Genomic DNA, 20,676 nt, shown 5'->3' with positions numbered 1-20,676 from the left:
GATAATTTTAATTTCCCCAAGCTTTCAATAAACTTTCCGAAATCATTTCTTTACTAAACTGAACATATTTTTTAAAAGATTTATAATCCTTATGTCCTGTAATCTTTCTAATAGTTTCCTCATTCATACCATTTACCAGTGAATTAGTAACAAAAAATGTCCTGCCGTAGTGCATTGTAACAAAATCACAAGCTTTTTTTTCTATAACAATATTTTTTTTCCCCGAATGTTTTGTAAATTCTACGTTATCATCAAATTCAATTTTTTCAAACATCTTTTTTATTTCTCTATTACAAAATTGATTTGTAGGTACTTTTAGACGACCATATTTCTCCATGTGTCTTTCTATAATTTTTTTCGGAACATCTAGCAGTGGTATTTCTAAGACTTCTCTAGTTTTCTTTATATGAATTTTTAAAAAGTCAGATGATACGTTATCTTCTTTCATTGATTGTATATCGCTAAACCTTAAACCTGTGTAGCAACTTAATATAAAAAGATCTTTTACAATGTTTTTATATTCATCTTCGAAGTCCGTCATTCTCAATTTCTCAACAATTTCTGCGCTTATCTTTATTTTTTCGGAATCTTCTTTGAAAGTCCTAAATCTATTACAAATCATATTATTATGATAACCTCTTTCATTTGACCATTTCATGAAGGTTTTAAGGACTTTAATGTATTTACTTATTGTAGTGTTCAAAAAATTATTTGAGAGAAAATAAGCCAACAAATCATCATAGAAACTCATATCAATATTCTCAAAATTTAACGATATTTTTTTTTCGTGCGAAAATTTGGATAAATGTCTTTTACAGGTGTTGTATGTTTTTATTGTATTCTCTGATTTTGTTGGTTTACAACTTAAAATAAAATCATTGAATACTTCAATAAATGACTTTTGAACTTTTTCTTTTTCAGGATTTATTCTTTGGTCAAATTCTTTCTCCACAATCTCCTTTGAAAGGGGAATGCCTTGTAATAGATACTCTCTTTCTATCTCTTTTAAGATTTTAGAAGCATTTTCAATTTTTAGGTTTTGCGCTGCAGAATCCCTTGCGAGTGTTTTTACTTTTATTCCTGTCCAATTTGAGGGCTTTACTCTTACCCCAATTGAGCGTTTCATTCTTTTACCGCCAATAGTAGCAGTAATGTAAAGCATTGTTTCCTTAGCCAATTTTGGCTCTTTTAAAAAAAATCTAATATTCATTGTTTCAAAATTATTTAGCGAAAATAAATTTGCTTAAACTTGAAATCAATACAGGGGATTGTCTAGGGACGAAATGGGGACAGAAAAGATATTAATTTGACATAACACAAATTAACACAATCTAAAAAACAAATCCCTAAAAACGGTTAGTTTAAAGGGATTTTCTGTTTAGTGAAGTTAAACTGTATTTAACTTTAGTGGTTTCTCCAGGGATCGAACCAGGGACACACGGATTTTCAGTCCGTTGCTCTACCAACTGAGCTAAGAAACCATTACTCTTGTTGTTTTGAGTGGTGCAAAAATACACTCTTTACTCTTATAATCCAAATCAGAATGCTACTAATTTGATTTTTTTTATTAAAAAACCGCCTAGCTTAGGCGGTTTTTAAGTGGTTTCTCCAGGAATCGAACCAGGGACACACGGATTTTCAATCCGTTGCTCTACCAACTGAGCTAAGAAACCATCACTCGTTTTGTTTTGAGTGGTGCAAAAGTATATTCTTTATTCTTATAATGCAAATTATATTAGAATTTCTTCACACATTTATTTAAAATCATTGATTATCAGAAGATTTTTTTTCAGTTTGCGCTTTGAAAAAATCACTTAATTCCTCTAAAACGGGCTTTATAGTATCTTCAGGAAGATCACTAATCCTAATATACATCAATCCATCAATCGCATCATTGAAGTTTGGATCCACGTTAAAAGCAATCATTTTTGCATTTTGCTTGATGTACTTTTTAATCAAAACTGGCAATCTCAACTCTGGTTCAAGATCATCAATAATCTTATCCAATTTATTAAGATCGGCGTCCATATCTTCAAAGAACAAAGCTTTGTCTCGCTCTTTCATCACAACCTTGAATTCATTCTTCGGATGGATATATTGTGCTACAGCAGAATCATAATAATGAGAGCGCATAAATTCTATCATCAACGATTTCGAGAATTCTGAGAACTTATTACTAATACTTACGCCTCCCATTAGGAATTTGTGTTCAGGATTTCTTAGACAAACATGAACAATTCCGCGCCAAAGCAAGAATAACGGAAATGGTTTTTGCTGATATTCTATAGAAATATAAGCTCTACCCATTTCTATCACTTTTCGGAAAAATGGCTGTAATTCCGGATCATATTCAAAAAGTGAGCTTGTGTAGAATCCATCAATCCCAAATTTCTTCATCACCTCAGAACCCAGAGCCATTCTGTAGGCGCCAACCAACTTTTTGCCCGCATTATCCCAAAGAAAAAGATGATGATAGTGGTTATCATATTCATCCAAATCAAAAGGAAGATTAGTCCCCTCTCCAATCGCTCGGAAAGTCAGTTCTCTCTGTCTTCCAATTTCCCTCATAATAGAAGGAATTTCTTCTGATTTTGTAAAGAAAACATCATAATCACCGTGAGAAAAAAGTTTCTTATTTTCAGGAACTTTTAGCTTTTCTATTTCATTAACAATATCTTCAACAGGTGTTTCGTCTATGATATTCTGTACAATATTATTTTGTTTCTGAAGCGGATTTTTAAGCGCCATATTAGGCAGCTTTAATTTCTCGGTTATGCTTTTTCGTCTTTCATAATAAGACTTCAGCATATAAACTTTATTGTAAAGATAGTCGCCCAACTCTTCCAGAGTTTCTTCTTCTTCCATTTGCTTCACAGAGATTGGCTTTCCAATTCTTATTCTGATTGGTTTATCTCTTTTTCGCATCATTTCGGTTGGTAGCATTAAGGTTTGCAAATCCGGATGCAACTTGGAAACATTATAAAACATTTTACTGTTGGTCGCGTGGAAATACATCGGGATTACCGGAACTTTTGCTTTTTTGATAATCTTTAGTGCAGTTTTTCCCCACGGTCTATCCAGAACTTCGCCATATTCGTTATTCTTGTTAGAAACTTCGCCAGCCGGAAAAATACCGATACATCCGCCTTCTTGCAAATGTTTGAAGGTTTCTCGCATCCCGGAAGAACTATTATAAGCATCTTTTCTCCCTTCAAAAGGATTGACTGAGATGACGAAAGGTTCCATTGGTTTAATTTTCGATAAAAGAAAATTCCCCATAACCTTGAAATCCGGACGAACACGTAACAGAATTTTACACATCAAAATCCCGTCTAATGCGCCCAACGGATGATTGGAAACAATAATGAAAGGTCCTGTTTTGGGAACTTTTGCCAAATCTTCTTCGAAAACAATATAACTGAGTTCCTGCTCTCTGATAAACTCATCAAAGAACTGCACACCTTGGGTATTAATCAGTTTATTGTAAAGATTATTGACTTCATTTATTTTAGTAAGATTCATAATCGCCGAGGCAACCGGTCTCTTGAGAAAACCAATTTTATCGAGTCCAGCGGCTTTTATCAAATCCTCTTTTGAAATTAAACTCATAGTGTTTTTACATGGTTACCATTTGGAAGGTTTTTTTGGAAATCTGCTCCAGCAATACTTTTTTGTCTTTGTAGAATTTTTCCAACTTATCCAATTCGGCATTTCTGACCGTGAATAAAGATACGTTTTTTGTCATTTGGGTAATGAAGTTTTGTTGTAATTCTTCATTAAAATCATTCGCAGTTCCAAATTTGTCTTCCAAACATAAAGCTAAGGAAATTGCTGAATTCTGCATCAAAGAAACTTTAATTTTATATTTTGCCAGAAGCGTAAAAATTAAACTGATGTGATCCTCGGCTATGAAAGAGAAATCTCGTGTTTCTACATTCAGCAATGTTTGATTTTCTTTAAGGATATAACTTTCTATCAATTCATTCTCTGCAGAATTTCCCACTTTAGTTCCTGGTTCTTTAGGTTCTACAAAGGATTTTACAAAAAACGGAATATTCTTTTGTTTAAGTGGCTGAAGTGTTTTTGGGTGAATAACAGAAGCTCCGTAATAAGCCATCTCAATCGCTTCTTCATAAGAAATATGTGATAACAATTCTACATTTTCAAATTTTCTCGGATCACCAGTCATCACACCTGGAACATCTTTCCAGATTGTCATTTCATCAGCATTCAGACAATAAGCGAAAATCGCCGCTGTATAATCTGAACCTTCACGACCTAGTGTCACTGTAAAATTATTATTTTCAGAACCAATGAATCCCTGAGTAACATAACAATTGATTTTATCCAGTTTAGAAATATTTTGTTCCGTTTCCTGCCAGTTTACAATACCTTCTCTGTAATTTGTATCTGTTTTGATGTAATCTCTCGCATCTAACCAATGATTGAAAAACTGAATATCATTAAGATACTCACTCAAAATCTTAGACGAAATCATCTCTCCACAACTCACAACCTGATCGTAAACGAAGTTGTAATTCGGCGATTTGTTTCTTCTTAAAAAAGAATCAATATCATCAAAAAATAATGATATCTCCCCAAAAACAGCGTGACCTTCTGAAAATAAACCCTTGGCAATATCGATGTGATTTTTCTTGATTAATTCAATTTCTGCTTGATAATCCTGTTTCTTGAAATAATATTCGACTACTTTTTCCAAAGCATTCGTTGTTTTTCCCATTGCGGAAACCACGATTAAACATTTTTCAAACCCTTGCGTTTCAAGAACCAAGGCTACATTTTTCACACCTTCAGCATCTTTTACAGACGCACCACCAAATTTGTAAACTTTCATTAGATTTTTTACCGTTAAACTTTTTTATTAAGAATTAAGAAGTCGTTAATTGATTATTAACCTTCAAAAATATTAATAATGAACGAAATATAAAAATCAGTTATTTTTTTCCTAATGCTTCAAATTGAGATAATGAAACCATATTAATGATTTTATGATAAGTATCATCAAAAATTGATAAATTTTGTTTTATTTCTTTGAAAAAAAAATTAGTTTTGTAGAAAATCAAATTAACCCAATATGTCACAACAGGCTTTACAGACTTTAGGAGAATTTATCATTGAAAAACAGGATGATTTCAAATATTCTACAGGGGAACTTTCCCGTCTCATCAGTTCCATCAGAATTGCATCAAAAGTTGTCAACAGAGAAGTTAACAAAGCCGGAATTGCTGACATTATTGGAAATGTAGGCAATCAAAATATACAAGGTGAAGACCAGCAAAAACTGGATGTTTTGGCGAATGATATTTTCATCGCTGCATTGTCTCAGAGAGAAGTTGTTTGCGGAATTGCTTCCGAAGAAAGTGATGATTTTATCGAAATCAAATGCACAGAAAATGCACATCTTAGTAAATATGTTGTTTTGATTGATCCTTTGGACGGTTCTTCCAACATTGATGTGAATGTTTCCGTCGGAACAATTTTTTCCATCTACAGAAGAGTTACCAATCCAGGAACTCCTGTTGAACTTAGAGATTTTTTACAAAAAGGCGTTAATCAAGTAGCTGCTGGTTATATTGTTTACGGTTCATCTACTATGATTGTTTATACCACAGGAAACGGCGTCAATGGATTCACACTTGATCCTTCTATCGGAACCTATTACTTGTCTCATAAAAATATCAAATTCCCAACTTCAGGGAAAATCTACTCTATCAATGAAGGAAATTATATCAAGTTTCCTCAGGGTGTAAAAGACTACATTAAATATTGCCAGGAAGAAGAAGGCGACAGACCTTACACATCCAGATATATCGGATCTTTGGTCTCTGACTTTCACAGAAATATGCTGAAAGGCGGCATCTACATCTACCCTTCCACTTCACAATCGCCAAATGGGAAATTGAGATTGCTTTATGAATGTAATCCGATGGCGTTTTTGGCAGAACAAGCCGGCGGAAAATGCAGCGACGGTTTCAAAAGAATTATGGAAATCGAGCCAACAGAACTTCATCAACGTGTTCCGTTTTTCTGTGGTAGCGCAGCGATGGTAACTAAGGCTGAAGAATTTATGACAAAAGCTGTTAATCACAAAGATTAATTTTCAATCTTAATCCATACTAAAGACCGATTTCGTCGGTCTTTTCTTATTTTTGTAAAATGAAGACTGCAAAATTCCATCAATATATTCTCAATTTCAAACAACCTAGCGGAACTTCGCGAGGTGTTCTGAACACGAAAGAAACTTATTTCATAGAAATTTTTGAAGATGACAAAAAAGGAATCGGTGAGTGTTCTCTTTTCCGAGGATTGAGTTTTGATGACGATGATGATTATGAAGATGCTTTGGAATGGGCTTGCCGTAATATCAATCTCAAACTGGAAGAATTGCAGGAAGAATTAATCAATCATCCTTCTATTATTTTCGGAATCGAACAGGCTTTGCTTAATCTTGAATATCAAGGAGATTTGTATTTTCCGAGTGATTTTACAGATGGAAAAGATTCAATTAAAATTAACGGATTGATTTGGATGGGAAATTCGGATTTTATGCAATCTCAGATCGAGGAAAAGTTGGAAAATAATTTTACCTGCATCAAACTAAAAATCGGAACTGATTGGGATTCTGAAAAAGAAATATTAAAATCCATTAGACAAAAATTCCCAAAAGATAAAATCGAACTTCGTGTAGATGCCAACGGCGCTTTTTCTCCGGAACAAGCTAAAGTTGTTTTGCAGGAATTAGCAGATCTGGATATTCATTCTATCGAACAACCAATAGAAGCTGGAAATTGGGATGCCATGGCAAAACTTTGCAAAACCACCCCAACTCCAATCGCTTTGGATGAAGAATTAATCGGTGTTTTGAATATCGAATCTAAAAAAGATTTGCTAAAAGAAATTAATCCTCAATATATTATTCTAAAACCAAGTTTGATTGGCGGATTTTCAGGTTCTGATGAATGGATAAACTTGGCAGAAAAAACCAATATCGGTTGGTGGATTACCTCAGCTCTTGAAAGTAATATTGGACTGAATGCAATTGCCCAATACACTTACACCAAAAAAAATCCGATGCCACAAGGTTTAGGCACCGGAAGTTTGTTTACCAATAATTTTGAAACACCTTTGTTTTTGGAAGGTGAAAATCTTTGGTTCGGAAATTAGATTGAAGTAAGCTCAGCTTGCTGTAACTATATCACATTTGGTACTACATATTATTAAAAAATATGAGAACATTTCTTATCCTTTTAATAATTGGTAGTACCAATTTTTTTTCAGCACAAAACCTTCTTTCACCAACTAATATTAAGCTTGATCCAAAGTATATCCAAGATGAATCATCGGAAGTAAGCTGGACAATGGAAAACGCTGGTTCAAAATTTGAAATTGGCAAAGTAACCACCGACTTTAAGAAATTAAATAAAAAAGACCTTCTGATAAAAACGACCGTCAAGATGAAACAGTCGCCCGAAGCTTGGGTTGATTCTACTATTGTTAAAATCTCAAATTTCCAGCCGGTTTATCATTCGTCATTTAATTCGATGAGAGATATGTCGATTACATTTAATAAAAACAAAGCGACTGGGTATTATCTTGATAAGAAAACTCAGAAAAAAGATATAATTGATGAGGCGACGACTTTGCCTTATTTTGATAGTAATAGTTATCCCGCCATGATTCGGTTTTTACCTTTAGCAGAAAATTATACGGCAGAAATTTCTATTTTCGATTATAATCCGACAGCTAAAAAAGGTATTATCAAAGCTTACATAGAAAAAGTTGAGAAATCTGAATATAATGGCAAAAAAGTTTGGATTGTGAAATCAACTGATGATATCCAGGATAGAAAAGCTGAGAGCACTTACTACATTGATATGATTACACGAAAAGTGATTAAGCAAGAAATCAATGCTGGTGGAAGGAAAATGATAATGGAATAATAAAATTTTACCATATAAAATTTACCCAATCGGTAAACTTTTTTTCTGCCAAAATTTCACATCGCCAAATAAATACTGCCAAAATTTAACTTCCACCATCCATCTTCCCCTTTGTATAGTCATTGGCACATTGTTGGAGATGTAGGAAGCAGAATAACATTAAAATTATATACTTATTATGTCAGTAAATTTTAAACCATTAGCAGACAGAGTTTTGGTAGAACCAACTCCAGCTGAAACGAAAACTGCATCTGGATTGATTATCCCAGACACTGCGAAAGAAAAACCACAAGAAGGAACTGTAGTTGCAGTTGGCCTAGGTAAAAAAGATGAGCCAACAACTGTAAAAGTAGGCGACAAAGTTCTTTATGGAAAATATTCTGGAACCGAGTTGAAATTTGAAGGTAAAGATTACTTGATTGTAAAAGAAGGTGACTTACTTGGAATCATTGGTTAAAAATTTGTAAAACGTAAAATAAATTGTACAACGTACATTAATACAACAAAAAATGGCAAAAGAAATAAAATTCGATATAGAATCAAGAGACGCCCTAAAAAGAGGTGTTGACGCATTGGCTAATGCAGTAAAAGTAACTTTGGGACCAAAAGGTAGAAACGTAGTCATCGAAAAATCTTTCGGTGCTCCACACGTAACTAAGGATGGAGTTTCCGTGGCAAAAGAAATCGAACTAGAGGACAGAGTAGAAAATATGGGTGCTCAAATGGTGAAAGAAGTGGCTTCTAAAACCAATGACATCGCAGGAGACGGAACTACAACCGCAACTGTTTTGGCACAGGCAATCGTAAGAGAAGGCCTTAAAAACGTAGCAGCTGGCGCCAACCCAATGGATTTGAAGAGAGGTATCGACAAAGCAGTTTCTGCAGTGGTTGAAAACTTGAAATCTCAATCTCAAGCTGTTGGAGATTCTACAGATAAAATCAAACAAGTTGCTTCTGTTTCTGCTAATAATGACGAAACTATTGGTTCATTAATCGCGGAAGCTTTTGGAAAAGTTGGGAAAGAAGGTGTAATAACTGTTGAGGAAGCAAAAGGTATCGATACAACTGTGGATGTTGTAGAAGGTATGCAGTTTGACAGAGGTTTCCAATCGCCTTATTTTGTAACTAATCCTGAGAAGATGGTTGCAGAATTAGATAATCCTTATATTCTTTTGGTTGAGAAAAAAATCTCTTCTATGAAAGAATTATTGCCAGTTCTTGAGCCAGTTGCACAAGGCGGAAAATCTTTATTAATTATTTCTGAAGAAGTTGAAGGTGAAGCTTTGGCAACTTTGGTGGTAAACAAGTTAAGAGGTTCTCTTAAAATTGCTGCCGTAAAAGCACCAGGTTTTGGTGACAGAAGAAAAGCAATGTTGGAAGATATCGCAATCCTGACTGGTGGAACTGTAATCTCTGAAGAAAGAGGTTTCACAATGGAAAACGTAACTATCGAAATGTTAGGAACTGCTGAGAAAGTAGTAATTGACAAAGACAATACAACTATCGTGAATGGAGGTGGTGACGAAGCTCAAATTAAAGGTAGAGTTTCTCAAATCAAAGCTCAGATGGAAACAACTACTTCTGACTATGACAAAGAAAAACTTCAGGAGAGATTAGCTAAATTAGCTGGTGGTGTTGCTGTACTTTATGTAGGTGCTGCTTCTGAAGTTGAAATGAAAGAGAAAAAAGACAGAGTTGATGATGCTCTTCACGCAACAAGAGCTGCGGTTGAAGAAGGGATTGTTGCTGGTGGTGGTGTTGCTTTGGTAAGAGCTGTTTCTGCGCTTAACTTCCAAGGAGACAATGCTGACGAAACGACAGGTATCAAAATCGTAAAAAGAGCTATCGAAGAACCATTGAGACAAATCGTTGCTAACGCAGGAGGTGAAGGTTCTGTAATCGTTGCTAAAGTTGCAGAAGGAACTGCCGACTTTGGTTACAATGCTAAAACTGATGAATATGTGAATATGCTAGAAGCTGGAATCATTGACCCAACTAAAGTAACAAGAGTTGCTCTAGAAAATGCGGCTTCTGTTTCAGGAATGCTTTTAACAACTGAATGTGTTATCACAGAAGTTAAGAAAGACGAACCTGCAATGCCAATGGGAGGCGGAATGCCAGGAATGATGTAATGGTCAGCGACCGAGGCAAATAATAAATGAACCGTTCAGATTTTTCTGAGCGGTTTTTTATTGGAATTTCTGAAATAATTAATTCGATATATTCTGAAAATTACTGTTCAATTCTTATTTTTATTGAAAATTAATTACCATTCAATTATGTTTGTACAAGTTTCTTCAGATTTCAAGCGGAAAACTACTTCAGCAATTATTGCTATTATTTTATTCATCATTGTTTACATTTTATTATTTCTTTCTGCGATTACTTTAACAATTGGATGCATCGCAACTGGACTATGGTTGATTAGTATCAAACCTATGTTTTTTACTGTGATGATAGGAATTGGACTCGCCAGTTTAGGAATCTTGATTTCTTATTTCTTAATCAAATTTCTTTTCAAAAAACACATTACAGACAGAAGTGACCTTACAGAAATCACTAGAAATGACGAACCTCAACTCTTTCAAATGATAGACGAAATCGTGAAAGAAGCTGGAACAGATTTTCCAAAAAAAGTTTATCTGGCTTACGATGTGAACGCCAGCGTTTTCTATGATTCCAGTTTTTGGAGTATGTTTCTGCCCATCAAAAAAAATCTGATTATTGGTATTGGACTTGTCAATGCTTGTACAAAACAAGAACTGAAAGCGATTTTGGCGCACGAATTCGGACATTTTTCTCAACGTTCTATGAAAGTTGGAAGTTATGTCTATAATGTAAATCAAATCATTTTCAACTTAGTGAACGAAGATGAATCTTACAGAAACACAGTTCAAGGTTGGGCGAATGCGAGTGGCTATTTTGCCTTATTTGCTGAGTTGGCAATAAAAATAACGCAAGCCATCCAATGGATTCTCAGGAAGATGTACTCGTTCGTCAACATCCGTCATATGGCACTTTCCAGAGAAATGGAGTTTCACGCAGATGAAGTAGCTGCCAACATTGCTGGTTCGATTGCTTTGGAAGAATCACTTCTTAGGCTAGACTTAGCGGGCAATTCTTACAGTTCTGTAATCGATTTTTATAACAGCAAAATCGAAGAAAGCCAAACCAGCAAAAATATTTACAAAGAACAAAATTTCGTAATGAATTTTTTAGCAAAAGAAAGTGAACTGGAACTGAAATATGATCTACCTGTTGTAAAAATCTCTGAAGCCGGACTGTTTAACAAATCCAAATTAGTAATAGAAAATCAATGGGCTTCCCACCCTTCTACCGAAGATAGAGTTGCTAAACTGCAACAGCTAAATATCATAAAAAATTCTGATAATAGCTCCGCAAGAACTTTATTCAAAAATATAGATTTAACGGAAGAAAAACTGACCTCGAAAATTTTCTCCAATGTTCAATATGAAAAGCCTAAATCAAAATTAGACCTCAATACTTTTAAGAATGAATTTGAGAAAAGTTATAACAAAGATACTTTTGATAAAATCTTCAATAATTATTATGATAACAAAAACCCGAATCAGTTTGACCTGAATTCCTCTACCCCATCAGAGAACGTTTCCAATTTTGATGATTTGTTTTCTAAAGAAAAAGTAGAATTAGTCTATACTTTAATTGCTTTGGAAAATGATAAAAATACGATTTCTTCTATTGCAGATAAAAGCTTTGACATCAAAACTTTTGATTACGACGGAAGAAAATACAAAGCGAAAGAAGCTAAAATTCTGATTCCAAAACTAGATGAGCAAATCAAAAATCTGCAGGAAGAAATTACTCAAAATGATATTAACATTTATAATTACTTCCTAAAATTAGCAAAAGATAAAAATCAAGAGTTTGAATTAATACAATCATTTTCTGAGTATTATGATTATAATAAAAATTATGGCGACAAATTCAGTTTTTTTGCGGAATTGAGCAAAGCTTTGGATTTTGTAAGCACTACAACACCTTTTGAACGCATTACAAGAAACTTCTTAAAGTTAAAACCTCTAGAAACAAAACTTAAACAAGAGTTACAAGAAATCATCCAAAATCCTTTGCTTAAAGAAGAAATCAGTGAGCAGAACAGAAAAGATTTGGAATATTATATCAATAACGATTTAATATACTTCAACCAAAATGAATATCTGAATACAAATCTTCAGCACTTATTTTTCGCCGTTAATAGTTATCATTTCTATATTGCAAGAAAATTTTTCTTGCTGAAAAAAGATTTGTTACAAAAAATGGCATCATTAAAGCAATCTTAAGAATAAAGAATTCTTTCGTAACTTTAAAACTTAAAACCAGAACAAATGTCAATCAACAACGAATCTGAATTGAAAGGAATGCAGGAAGCCAGTAAAGCAGTAGCATACACTTTGAAAGCAATGGTAGATTTTGCAAAACCCGGAATGAGCACGAAAGAGTTAGATGATTTCGGAGGGAAGATTTTAGCTGATTTTGGAGCCAAGTCTGCACCTTATTTAACTTACGGATTTCCCGGCTGGACCTGTATCAGTGTCGATAACGAATTTTGCCACGGTATTCCTTCAGAAAAAAGGATATTGAAAGAAGGTGATCTCATTAATATTGATGTTTCTGCAGAACTGAATGGTTTTTGGGCTGATAATGGTTCATCGTTTGTCATTGGAAAGGATTTTCAGCAACATCAGAAATTAGTGGATGCTTCAAAAGAGATTTTGAAAAAAGCCATCAACAATATCAAAGGTGGCGTGAAAATTTCGGACATTGGACATCTGATGGAAACCGAAGCCAAAAAGAGAGGTTATAAGGTTATCAAGAATCTGGGAGGTCACGGCATCGGAAGAAGTTTGCACGAGCAACCAGATGAATTACTGAATTACAGAAATAGATTTGACCAAAGAAGATTTAAGAAAAACTCTGTTGTTGCAATAGAAACTTTTATTTCGACTTCTTCATCTATTGCTGATACCACAAAAGATGGCTGGACAATGGTTGGAAACAAAGGCGGTTTTATGGCGCAACACGAACACACCATAGTCATTACAGACGGAAAACCAATTATCCTTACAGAAATGAATGAAATCTGGAATTAAACCAGAATCCTATAAAGCAAAAAACCATCTCGTTTTGAGATGGTTTTTTTTTTTAATGTAAGATAATCTTAGTCGATAATTTCGTATTCAATAGCGATAGTACCTTTTCTGGTATCTGCGATTGAACTAAATGCAGCTTTAGATAAATCAAAGGCTCTTGACGAGTGGTAAGGGCCTCTATCGTTTACTTTCACTACAACACTTTTCCCTGAAATCAAGTTAGTAATTTTTACTTCTGTTCCAAAAGGAAGGGTTCTGTTAGCAGCGGTTAACTCACTGTTATTGAAAATTTCTCCGCTTGCTGTTTTTCTACCGTTAAATTTATCGTGGTAGAACGATGCAAAACTTGTTTTGGCATCTGTGGCATCACTCTTGAAAGAATAAATACCAAGTGTTGAAATCATCATTATGATTACGAGAATAACTCTTTTCATCATTTTGAATATATTTATTGGTTTTGACTCTGCAAAGATATTCGGAATGATTACTTAAACCTCGCTTTTAAAGTTTGACCAGCAGATTCTGGGTTAAAAGTAATTTTTGAAAGTTGTAATACAGCTATAGTAAGCAGATTAGAAGATTTGTTAAAGAATGTTAATTTATTTTCATTTTTGTTAATTACATTAATTAAATAAGAATATATAAAAACATTAATTCAACTGAAAATCAAACTGTTAAATATTAAACGAAAATTTAATTAAATTAATTAAATTCAATATTAAACCAATGTTAGCTAAATATAAACTCATCCTGATTAAATAACCTATCTATTTGATAAAAATCAAACTTATATTTTATTAATAATTCAATATATTAAAATTTATGCTGTTTATGGAATAGAATAAAATTGTAAAACACTGAATTACAAATACTTATTTAAAAACAGATATTTTTTTAACATAAAACAAAAAACCACCTTAATATTAAGATGGTTTTAATTAATAGTTTTATGAATTAGACCAATTCTCCAATCAAATCGTAATCTTCAGCTGAAGTAATTTTTACGTTGGCAAACTCTCCAATAGAGATATAGACGTCTTTTGCAGGAACTAAAACCGTATTATCTACATCGGGTGAATCATATTCTGTACGTCCAACAAAATAATCACCTTCTTTTCTGTCAAAAATACATTTGAAGGTTTTTCCAATCTTCTCCTGGTTTTTCTCCCAAGAAATTTGTTGTTGGATCTCCATAATCTCTTCTACTCTTTTCTGTTTCACCTCATCCGGAATATCATCTTCCAAAACATAAGCCGTCGTATTTTCTTCGTGGGAATAAGTGAAGCACCCTAATCTGTCAAATCTTTGGTCTCTGACCCATTGTTTCAGTTCTTCAAATTTTTCTTCCGTCTCACCAGGGAATCCAACAATCAAAGTTGTTCTAATCGCCACATCCGGAACTTTCTCACGGAATTTATCCAGAAGTGCATTAGTTTTTTCAAATGTAGTTCCTCGTTTCATAGCTTTCAACAATTCTGTATTGATGTGCTGAAGCGGAATATCGATATAATTACAGATTTTAGGCTCTGTTCTGATAATATCTAAAACATCTTCCGGAAAACCCGTAGGGAAAGCATAATGAAGACGAATCCATTCGATTCCTTCTACTTTGATTAATTCTTGCAAAAGTTCTCCAAGCGCTCTTTTCTTATAAATATCCAATCCATAAAAAGTCAAATCCTGAGCAATAAGAATTAACTCTTTAACCCCTTTCTTTGCTAATTTTTGAGCTTCTATGATTAATTTTTCAATCGGAGTTGAAATGTGATTTCCTCTCATCAAAGGAATCGCGCAGAAAGAACAAGGTCTGTCGCAACCTTCAGAGATCTTTAGATAAGCATAATGTTTGGGAGTCGTTGTCAATCTCTCGCCTACTAATTCATGTTTGTAATCGGCACCAAGATGCTTTAACAAAATCGGTAAATCACGCGTTCCAAAATATTGGTCAACATCTGGAATCTCACGAATCAAGTCTGGTTTATATCTCTCCGATAGGCAACCTGTCACGAAAACCTTCTCAACAACACCTTGATTTTTCAAATCAACATATTCTAAAATAGTGTTGATACTTTCTTCTTTTGCATTGTCAATAAATCCGCAGGTGTTGATTACCACGACATCACCTTTTTCCTCGTGAACTACTTTTTTTCCATTCGCTTCCAGCTGACCCATCAAAACTTCTGAGTCATAGACATTTTTGGAACATCCAAGCGTCACGATATTAATTTTCTTTTTACCTACAGATTTGGTACGCATTATCTACAATTTTAAGTTTGCAAATTTAGGAATAAAAAAAGGAATCAATTTTTGATTCCTTGTTATTTGTATTTATTAAAAATTGCCTTCTTTGAATGTCGGCGCTAATTTATCTTTCTGGGATAAAATAATATCTTCCAGCGGTAATTGCCAATCGATATTAAGATCTGCATCATTCCACAAAACGGAGCCTTCTGACTCCTTGTTATAGAAATTATCACATTTATATGAGAATATAGCAGTTTCGCTAAGAACAGAAAATCCGTGTCCGAAACCCCTTGGGACATATAACTGTAGTTTATTTTCTGCCGTTAATTCTATAGAAAACCATTTCCCAAATGTTGGAGAATCATTCCTTAAATCAACAGCAACATCTAATACTTTACCTTCTAAGCAAGAAACTAATTTGGCCTGAGCATGCTCTTCTTTCTGTAAATGCAATCCTCTTAAAACGCCATAGCTTGATTTTGAAATATTGTCCTGAACGAAATGCCCATTCATTCCAGTAATTTCTTCAAACTTTTTCTCGTTATATTTCTCAAAAAAATAACCTCTATCGTCTTCAAAAATTGTTGGTTCTATTATATAGCAATCTTTAAGAGGGGTTTCTTTTATTTTCATATTTTATTTTGACTCGATTTTAGATAATTCTTGTTCGTAAATTGCTTTTTTTAATGCTGAACTAGAAAATCTATGATCTCTTTTGTTATAATAAATTTGAATTCCCTTTTTCTCACAATATTCTTTTCCAGTGAAATTAACATCTTTGTAATCATCACCAATGATTCTTACATCAATTACAAAAGATTTTAAAATATCCATAAGATCTTCTTCTGTATTATACGGTATTATTTCATCTACAGATCTACAAGCCTTTAATTGAATATATCTTTCAACCACAGATTGGGTTGGTTTATTCTTATTAGGTCTATCAATTGTAGGATCCATCTGAAGACCAACTATCAAATAATCACAAACCGTTTTTGCTTCTTCAAGCATTTTTATATGACCTGCGTGTAATAGGTCAAACGCTGAAAATGTAATTCCTATTTTTTCGGTTTTCATGATTATTGTAGTAAAAATTTAGATTATCTAATTAATTACTATTCATTGTAACCACCACTTTGATAGTCTTCAAAATAATCTCAATATCCATTAACCAAGAATAATTTTTTATATAATAAAGATCATACTCTAATTTTTTGAGATTATCTTCTGGGGTAGCTTTTGGTAAATGAACCTGTGCCCAACCGGTAACACCTGGTTTTATGATATGCCTTAAGTCAAAATAAGCATTCTCTTCGTTATAAATTTTGACGAACTCCGGTCTTTCTGGCCTAGGACCAATCAAACTCATGTCCCCTCTTAAAATATTATAAATCTGAGGAAGTTCGTCTATTTTAGTCATACGAAGAAATTTGCCTGCAAATGTAATTCTATCATCATTTGATATTGTATAACCTCCGCTATGTTTAGATTTCATAGTTCTGAGTTTATAGATCTTGAACATTTTAGAATTTCTCCCTATCCTTTCTTGAACAAAAAATAATTTTCCTGGAGACGTAATCAAAGTTAGTAAACAGCCAATAAATATCAATGGGATAGCAAGTGGTAATAATAGTAATGTAACTAAGATATCTACAATCCTTTTGGATGAAAGCCCTGACTGATGCTTCAATCCAATGGAAAATATATCATCTGCCAAATACTCGTTTGTACTAAGTTTAACAAGCGGAATTCTTTTATTAACAATCTCATAAAATTCATGAGCGTCATAAACTTTCACACCGCTGAGCCTAGCATCAATGATATCATTAGTTAAATTTTCCGGCAAATGATTAAGATTTGAAGTTTCAATTACTATAGTTTTTATATTCAAACGGAATACGTATTCCAAAATACTTTTACTGTTTCTTTCAGAATTATATCTAATTACCTTAAATGATTGCCTTAGCTTATTACCCCTAAATAATTTTAAAGAGATATCACTAACATTTATAAAGAGGCATCTTTCTACTGGGTTAGATACTTTCAAATAAGTTTTTATTTTCATAAAAATTTATATTATATCTAAATCAGATTTTTTGTGTTTTTTCATTTCTTGATTAAATAATAGATATTAGTTTGTTGCAAATATATTAAAAATGTTAATATATCTAAAAATTTAAGATTTAGATTTTAAAAATAATGGAAGAGAAACGTATCATCTAATTTTTATAAAGTATGATTTTCATAAATGTTAATATATCCTTCAACCATTTTTTCTATAGAGAGACTTTTATGAAATATTTCCATAGATTTTTTTGAAAAGTCATTATACACCTCAACGTTATCTAGAATATATTTAATTTTTTGAGCAAAAATATTATCATCATTATTTTTAATTACAAATCCATTCTGATTATTTATCACTATCTCAGAAATACCCCCAACATCAGAAGAAACAACAGGTTTACCATAGCTTAAAGCATCAATTATAACAATTGGAATTCCCTCATAATTACTTGGCAAGATAAAAACATCGGCCAACTGAATATATTTTTTAGCATTTGGAATACTTTCTAAACAAAAAACATTTTCCGGAAGATCTACATATTTTTTTTCCGCACCAATCCAGACAAATGCGTATTGTGGAAGTATTTTAGCAATATCAATAAAACTTTCAAATCTTTTTTGAGGCGAAATACGAGCAATACACATTACGTTTTTTTCGAACTTTTCTAGCTCTTTAATATGTAAATCTGTATTTTTTTCTGGAATATGTACACCATTATGAACTATGTGTAAATTACAATTTATTCCTTCCTTAATCATATTTTGTTTATCATAATTACTTGCCAAAACTATAGCTCTACATCTTTTTTTCAACAACCTTTCCAATGGCAGAAATTTCCTATAAGACAATCTAATAGAATCAAAACCGTGTACAGAATAAATAGTTTTGTGTTTTGGAAATACTATTCTACCCAATACGCCAATTTTAGAAGAATGGAGATGGATTACATCTGGATTGATTAACTTGTATAGTTTCCTAAGTTTGAATATAGCTTTAAGGTCTTTTAAAATGGAAATAGGTCTTACAATTTCTAAAATCTTTTCTTTTTTTACTTTTTTATCAAAAGCATCCCACATTGGTCCATCCTCTCCAGCTACAACAATTACCTCGTGGTCATTACACATAGAGTTTGCAAGACTGATTACTACTGATTGTGCACCGCCGAGATCGGAACGTGTTATCACGTGCAAAATTTTCATTTAGTAATATTTTAAATGTAGTATTTGTAATTTTTCTTATTAATTTTAATCCCATTTCTTTTTTCTACAAGAATATGCTCTACCCCAATGGCATTAAAGATTAGATATAAAAAACTGGAAATAAAATATTTTATAGAGAATATCAAATAACTCAGAGAAAGTTTATGCTTTTTGAGTATATAAAAAATTCCAGGAAAGCCTTTAAAATATTTTTTATAATATTTATCACCTATTTCCCTGTAAAACAACAACGGTTTCGTTGTTGCTTTAAATGTATATTGATGGTATGTTCTAAGCCAAAGTTCCGTATCCTCTACCCTTAACGCTGACACATCATATGGGTTGTTTTTAAACCACTCAGTTTTTGCAATTATCGTAGGATGAACAAATGTTTTTACGGTAACAATAGAATCGTTTGAAATTGTCATTCTTTGACCAAAGACATCATTGTTTTCATCAATTGAGTATACATTGCTGCCAAGAACATCTATTTCAGGATTATTCTTTAGTATATCCATTTGTATTTCAATTCTCTGCGGATGCATGATATCATCGGCATCCATCCTTGCCAAAAATTTAGTTTCCGTCATGCTAGGAATTTCGTTAAGACGATTTCCCAAATTAATATTTTTACCATCAGAAATTACTTTTACCCTTTTATCAGCAATATACTTTTTTGCAATCTCTAAAGATGAATCTGTAGAGCCATCATCTATTAATAGTAGGGTAAAATCTTCAAATGTTTGAGATAACACTGATAGGATAGCCATTTCTAAATACTCTTCAGCATTATAAAATGGTATTGCGATAGTTACTTCCGGCATCAATAATATATAAAAAACAAATATAGATAAAAACAACAGATAATCTCTATCGATATTTATCTACACAAATTGTCAACTAATAATTTTTATTTTTTATTAATTTTTCACATGCTACAAGAAATTGTTTTGCGGAATTATCCCAATTCTTTTCTCCTTTAAAATATGTATCATTTATATTTTCAGACATTTTTTCTAATAAATTTCTATTATTATAAAGAAGAGATATCGCATTCATAATTTCATTAATATCTTTAGGTTCAATGATTATTCCTGTTTTCTTATTTTCAACCATTTCTGGCAATCCTCCAACATTTGTTGCTATCACGGGTTTTTTAAATGCAAAAGCAGACATAACAACACCACTTTGGGTCGCATCAATATAAGGACAAACAATAACAGCAGATTGTGAGATAAGATTCGCCAAATTTTTAGGATATAGGTATTTATTAATGATAACAATTTCTGGATATTGTTTATATTGTTCTATGTCAAAGTCAAAATCGCCACTCCCTGCAATTGTAAGAGTAATATCTGTAAAGTTTTGATTTTTTAAAATTTCGACAAATGCATCCAAAAGATATTTTATCCCTTTATAAGGAGATATTCTTCCAAAAAATAAAATATTGAATTCTGTAGAAGACTTTATACTATTAGTCTGATGATATCTCAAAAAATCATAAACTCCTAAAAAGGAAGTGTGTACATTATTGGGATTAAAATTGTAATGTTCTATAAATTCTTTTTTTTGATTTTCATTCAATAAAATTTTATGTTTGATAGCGGAGAAATGAAATTTCCGTAGACATCTATCAAGCATAAGATTTTCGCCCGAATGCAAAAAAGGATCATGAACAATCATCAACATCTTTTTCCTATAAAATAAAGTTGAGACAAAATATGTCAGCATATAATTATCGAGAACAATTACATCTGGATTAATTTGTTTGATATGCTGATTGATATTATATGATATGTAAAGTTTTTTAAGAACATTGATATTTCTTGTTCCTTTGATAACAAATGTTTTATCCAATGATATGAAGTCTTGGAAACGTTGTAACTCTTCTACATCCCTTCCAACAGTAATAGTTTGATTTAATTTTTCTTTATCTAAAAAATTACTGATTTCATACAATGCTTCTATAAAGAAATAAACATCATTTTCTTTCTGTAAAGCATGTATAAGAGAAACGTTTGCATCCAGGGCAAATGCAGATAAGAATGCGATTTTCATTTGAGTATTTTATG

At 32.5% G+C, this 20,676-nt stretch carries 18 protein-coding genes and 2 tRNA genes; 7 read left to right on the top strand and 13 right to left on the bottom strand.

Features of this window, described 5'->3' with window-relative positions; genetic code table 11:
* Positions 1-7 precede the first annotated feature (7 nt).
* The 5 genes from KI430_RS17515 to KI430_RS17495 form a co-directional block, all read right to left on the bottom strand.
* Positions 8-1,210, bottom strand: a complete 1,203-nt coding sequence (locus tag KI430_RS17515) for a tyrosine-type recombinase/integrase (RefSeq protein ID WP_248876166.1) — start codon at positions 1,208-1,210, stop codon at positions 8-10.
* A 198-nt stretch (positions 1,211-1,408) separates the two neighbouring features.
* A tRNA-Phe gene (locus tag KI430_RS17510) sits at positions 1,409-1,481 on the bottom strand.
* Positions 1,482-1,600: 119 nt separating this feature from the next.
* Positions 1,601-1,673: transfer RNA gene (locus KI430_RS17505), tRNA-Phe, on the bottom strand.
* 91 nt (positions 1,674-1,764) lie between these two features.
* Positions 1,765-3,609: a lysophospholipid acyltransferase family protein gene (locus tag KI430_RS17500; RefSeq protein ID WP_248876165.1), complete on the bottom strand. Its 1,845-nt coding sequence runs from the start codon at positions 3,607-3,609 to the stop codon at positions 1,765-1,767.
* A gap of 7 nt (positions 3,610-3,616) precedes the next feature.
* Positions 3,617-4,855: an aspartate kinase gene (locus KI430_RS17495; protein ID WP_248876164.1), complete on the bottom strand. Its 1,239-nt coding sequence runs from the start codon at positions 4,853-4,855 to the stop codon at positions 3,617-3,619.
* Positions 4,856-5,095: 240 nt separating this feature from the next.
* On the opposite strand from KI430_RS17495, the gene fbp reads away from it, so the two are divergent.
* The 7 genes from fbp to map all read left to right on the top strand — a co-directional run bounded on the left by fbp (position 5,096) and on the right by map (position 13,093).
* Positions 5,096-6,118, top strand: coding sequence for a class 1 fructose-bisphosphatase (fbp, locus tag KI430_RS17490; protein WP_248876163.1), 1,023 nt, complete (start codon positions 5,096-5,098; stop codon positions 6,116-6,118).
* A gap of 59 nt (positions 6,119-6,177) precedes the next feature.
* A complete protein-coding gene (locus KI430_RS17485; RefSeq protein ID WP_248876162.1) occupies positions 6,178-7,185 on the top strand; it encodes an o-succinylbenzoate synthase in 1,008 nt (335 codons plus the stop codon).
* Between the two features lie 62 nt (positions 7,186-7,247).
* A complete protein-coding gene (locus KI430_RS17480; protein WP_248876161.1) occupies positions 7,248-7,961 on the top strand; it encodes a hypothetical protein in 714 nt (237 codons plus the stop codon).
* Between the two features lie 178 nt (positions 7,962-8,139).
* On the top strand, positions 8,140-8,418 hold the full coding sequence (gene groES, locus KI430_RS17475) for a co-chaperone GroES (protein WP_248876160.1): 279 nt from the start codon (positions 8,140-8,142) through the stop codon (positions 8,416-8,418).
* 52 nt (positions 8,419-8,470) lie between these two features.
* Complete coding sequence (groL, locus tag KI430_RS17470) at positions 8,471-10,093, top strand: chaperonin GroEL (RefSeq protein WP_248876159.1); 1,623 nt, start codon at positions 8,471-8,473, stop codon at positions 10,091-10,093.
* A gap of 147 nt (positions 10,094-10,240) precedes the next feature.
* Positions 10,241-12,283, top strand: coding sequence for a M48 family metallopeptidase (locus tag KI430_RS17465; RefSeq protein ID WP_248876158.1), 2,043 nt, complete (start codon positions 10,241-10,243; stop codon positions 12,281-12,283).
* Positions 12,284-12,328: 45 nt separating this feature from the next.
* Positions 12,329-13,093, top strand: coding sequence for a type I methionyl aminopeptidase (map, locus tag KI430_RS17460; protein ID WP_248876157.1), 765 nt, complete (start codon positions 12,329-12,331; stop codon positions 13,091-13,093).
* Between the two features lie 68 nt (positions 13,094-13,161).
* Here the strand turns inward: map and KI430_RS17455 are convergent, their stop codons facing one another.
* From KI430_RS17455 to KI430_RS17420, 8 genes are all read right to left on the bottom strand, one after another.
* Positions 13,162-13,530 carry a septal ring lytic transglycosylase RlpA family protein gene (locus tag KI430_RS17455; protein WP_248876156.1) on the bottom strand — a complete coding sequence of 123 codons (369 nt, stop codon included), beginning with the start codon at positions 13,528-13,530 and terminating at the stop codon, positions 13,162-13,164.
* A gap of 517 nt (positions 13,531-14,047) precedes the next feature.
* The gene (gene rimO / locus KI430_RS17450; protein WP_248876155.1) at positions 14,048-15,349 is read right to left on the bottom strand and encodes a 30S ribosomal protein S12 methylthiotransferase RimO; all 1,302 of its coding nucleotides are present in this window, start codon (positions 15,347-15,349) and stop codon (positions 14,048-14,050) included.
* A gap of 75 nt (positions 15,350-15,424) precedes the next feature.
* Entirely contained in the window at positions 15,425-15,970 is a 546-nt protein-coding gene (gene rfbC / locus KI430_RS17445; protein WP_248876154.1) for a dTDP-4-dehydrorhamnose 3,5-epimerase, read from the bottom strand.
* A 3-nt stretch (positions 15,971-15,973) separates the two neighbouring features.
* Positions 15,974-16,414: an adenylyltransferase/cytidyltransferase family protein gene (locus KI430_RS17440; RefSeq protein ID WP_248876153.1), complete on the bottom strand. Its 441-nt coding sequence runs from the start codon at positions 16,412-16,414 to the stop codon at positions 15,974-15,976.
* Positions 16,415-16,445: 31 nt separating this feature from the next.
* Positions 16,446-17,402: a sugar transferase gene (locus KI430_RS17435; protein WP_248876152.1), complete on the bottom strand. Its 957-nt coding sequence runs from the start codon at positions 17,400-17,402 to the stop codon at positions 16,446-16,448.
* A 161-nt stretch (positions 17,403-17,563) separates the two neighbouring features.
* Positions 17,564-18,604, bottom strand: coding sequence for a glycosyltransferase (locus KI430_RS17430; RefSeq protein ID WP_248876151.1), 1,041 nt, complete (start codon positions 18,602-18,604; stop codon positions 17,564-17,566).
* Positions 18,605-18,615: 11 nt separating this feature from the next.
* Positions 18,616-19,428, bottom strand: a complete 813-nt coding sequence (locus tag KI430_RS17425) for a glycosyltransferase family 2 protein (protein WP_248876150.1) — start codon at positions 19,426-19,428, stop codon at positions 18,616-18,618.
* A gap of 76 nt (positions 19,429-19,504) precedes the next feature.
* On the bottom strand, positions 19,505-20,662 hold the full coding sequence (locus tag KI430_RS17420; RefSeq protein WP_248876149.1) for a glycosyltransferase family 4 protein: 1,158 nt from the start codon (positions 20,660-20,662) through the stop codon (positions 19,505-19,507).
* Positions 20,663-20,676 lie beyond the last annotated feature (14 nt).

It is taken from the genome of Epilithonimonas zeae, from assembly GCF_023278365.1.
GTDB classification, from domain to species: Bacteria; Bacteroidota; Bacteroidia; order Flavobacteriales; family Weeksellaceae; genus Epilithonimonas; species Epilithonimonas zeae_A.
The sequence above is the reverse complement of the archived record's forward strand: the minus strand, read 5'-3'. Positions and strand labels throughout refer to the sequence as shown.

Bases quoted from the DNA above. Each gene is read 5' to 3' on its own strand.
- KI430_RS17515 (WP_248876166.1), bottom strand. From the start codon at position 1,210: ATGAATATTAGATTTTTTTTAAAAGAGCCAAAATTGGCTAAGGAAACA.
- KI430_RS17500 (WP_248876165.1), bottom strand. From the start codon at position 3,609: ATGAGTTTAATTTCAAAAGAGGATTTGATAAAAGCCGCTGGACTCGAT.
- KI430_RS17495 (WP_248876164.1), bottom strand. From the start codon at position 4,855: ATGAAAGTTTACAAATTTGGTGGTGCGTCTGTAAAAGATGCTGAAGGT.
- fbp (WP_248876163.1), top strand. From the start codon at position 5,096: ATGTCACAACAGGCTTTACAGACTTTAGGAGAATTTATCATTGAAAAA.
- KI430_RS17485 (WP_248876162.1), top strand. From the start codon at position 6,178: ATGAAGACTGCAAAATTCCATCAATATATTCTCAATTTCAAACAACCT.
- KI430_RS17480 (WP_248876161.1), top strand. From the start codon at position 7,248: ATGAGAACATTTCTTATCCTTTTAATAATTGGTAGTACCAATTTTTTT.
- groES (WP_248876160.1), top strand. From the start codon at position 8,140: ATGTCAGTAAATTTTAAACCATTAGCAGACAGAGTTTTGGTAGAACCA.
- groL (WP_248876159.1), top strand. From the start codon at position 8,471: ATGGCAAAAGAAATAAAATTCGATATAGAATCAAGAGACGCCCTAAAA.
- KI430_RS17465 (WP_248876158.1), top strand. From the start codon at position 10,241: ATGTTTGTACAAGTTTCTTCAGATTTCAAGCGGAAAACTACTTCAGCA.
- map (WP_248876157.1), top strand. From the start codon at position 12,329: ATGTCAATCAACAACGAATCTGAATTGAAAGGAATGCAGGAAGCCAGT.
- KI430_RS17455 (WP_248876156.1), bottom strand. From the start codon at position 13,530: ATGATGAAAAGAGTTATTCTCGTAATCATAATGATGATTTCAACACTT.
- rimO (WP_248876155.1), bottom strand. From the start codon at position 15,349: ATGCGTACCAAATCTGTAGGTAAAAAGAAAATTAATATCGTGACGCTT.
- rfbC (WP_248876154.1), bottom strand. From the start codon at position 15,970: ATGAAAATAAAAGAAACCCCTCTTAAAGATTGCTATATAATAGAACCA.
- KI430_RS17440 (WP_248876153.1), bottom strand. From the start codon at position 16,414: ATGAAAACCGAAAAAATAGGAATTACATTTTCAGCGTTTGACCTATTA.
- KI430_RS17435 (WP_248876152.1), bottom strand. From the start codon at position 17,402: ATGAAAATAAAAACTTATTTGAAAGTATCTAACCCAGTAGAAAGATGC.
- KI430_RS17430 (WP_248876151.1), bottom strand. From the start codon at position 18,604: ATGAAAATTTTGCACGTGATAACACGTTCCGATCTCGGCGGTGCACAA.
- KI430_RS17425 (WP_248876150.1), bottom strand. From the start codon at position 19,428: ATGCCGGAAGTAACTATCGCAATACCATTTTATAATGCTGAAGAGTAT.
- KI430_RS17420 (WP_248876149.1), bottom strand. From the start codon at position 20,662: ATGAAAATCGCATTCTTATCTGCATTTGCCCTGGATGCAAACGTTTCT.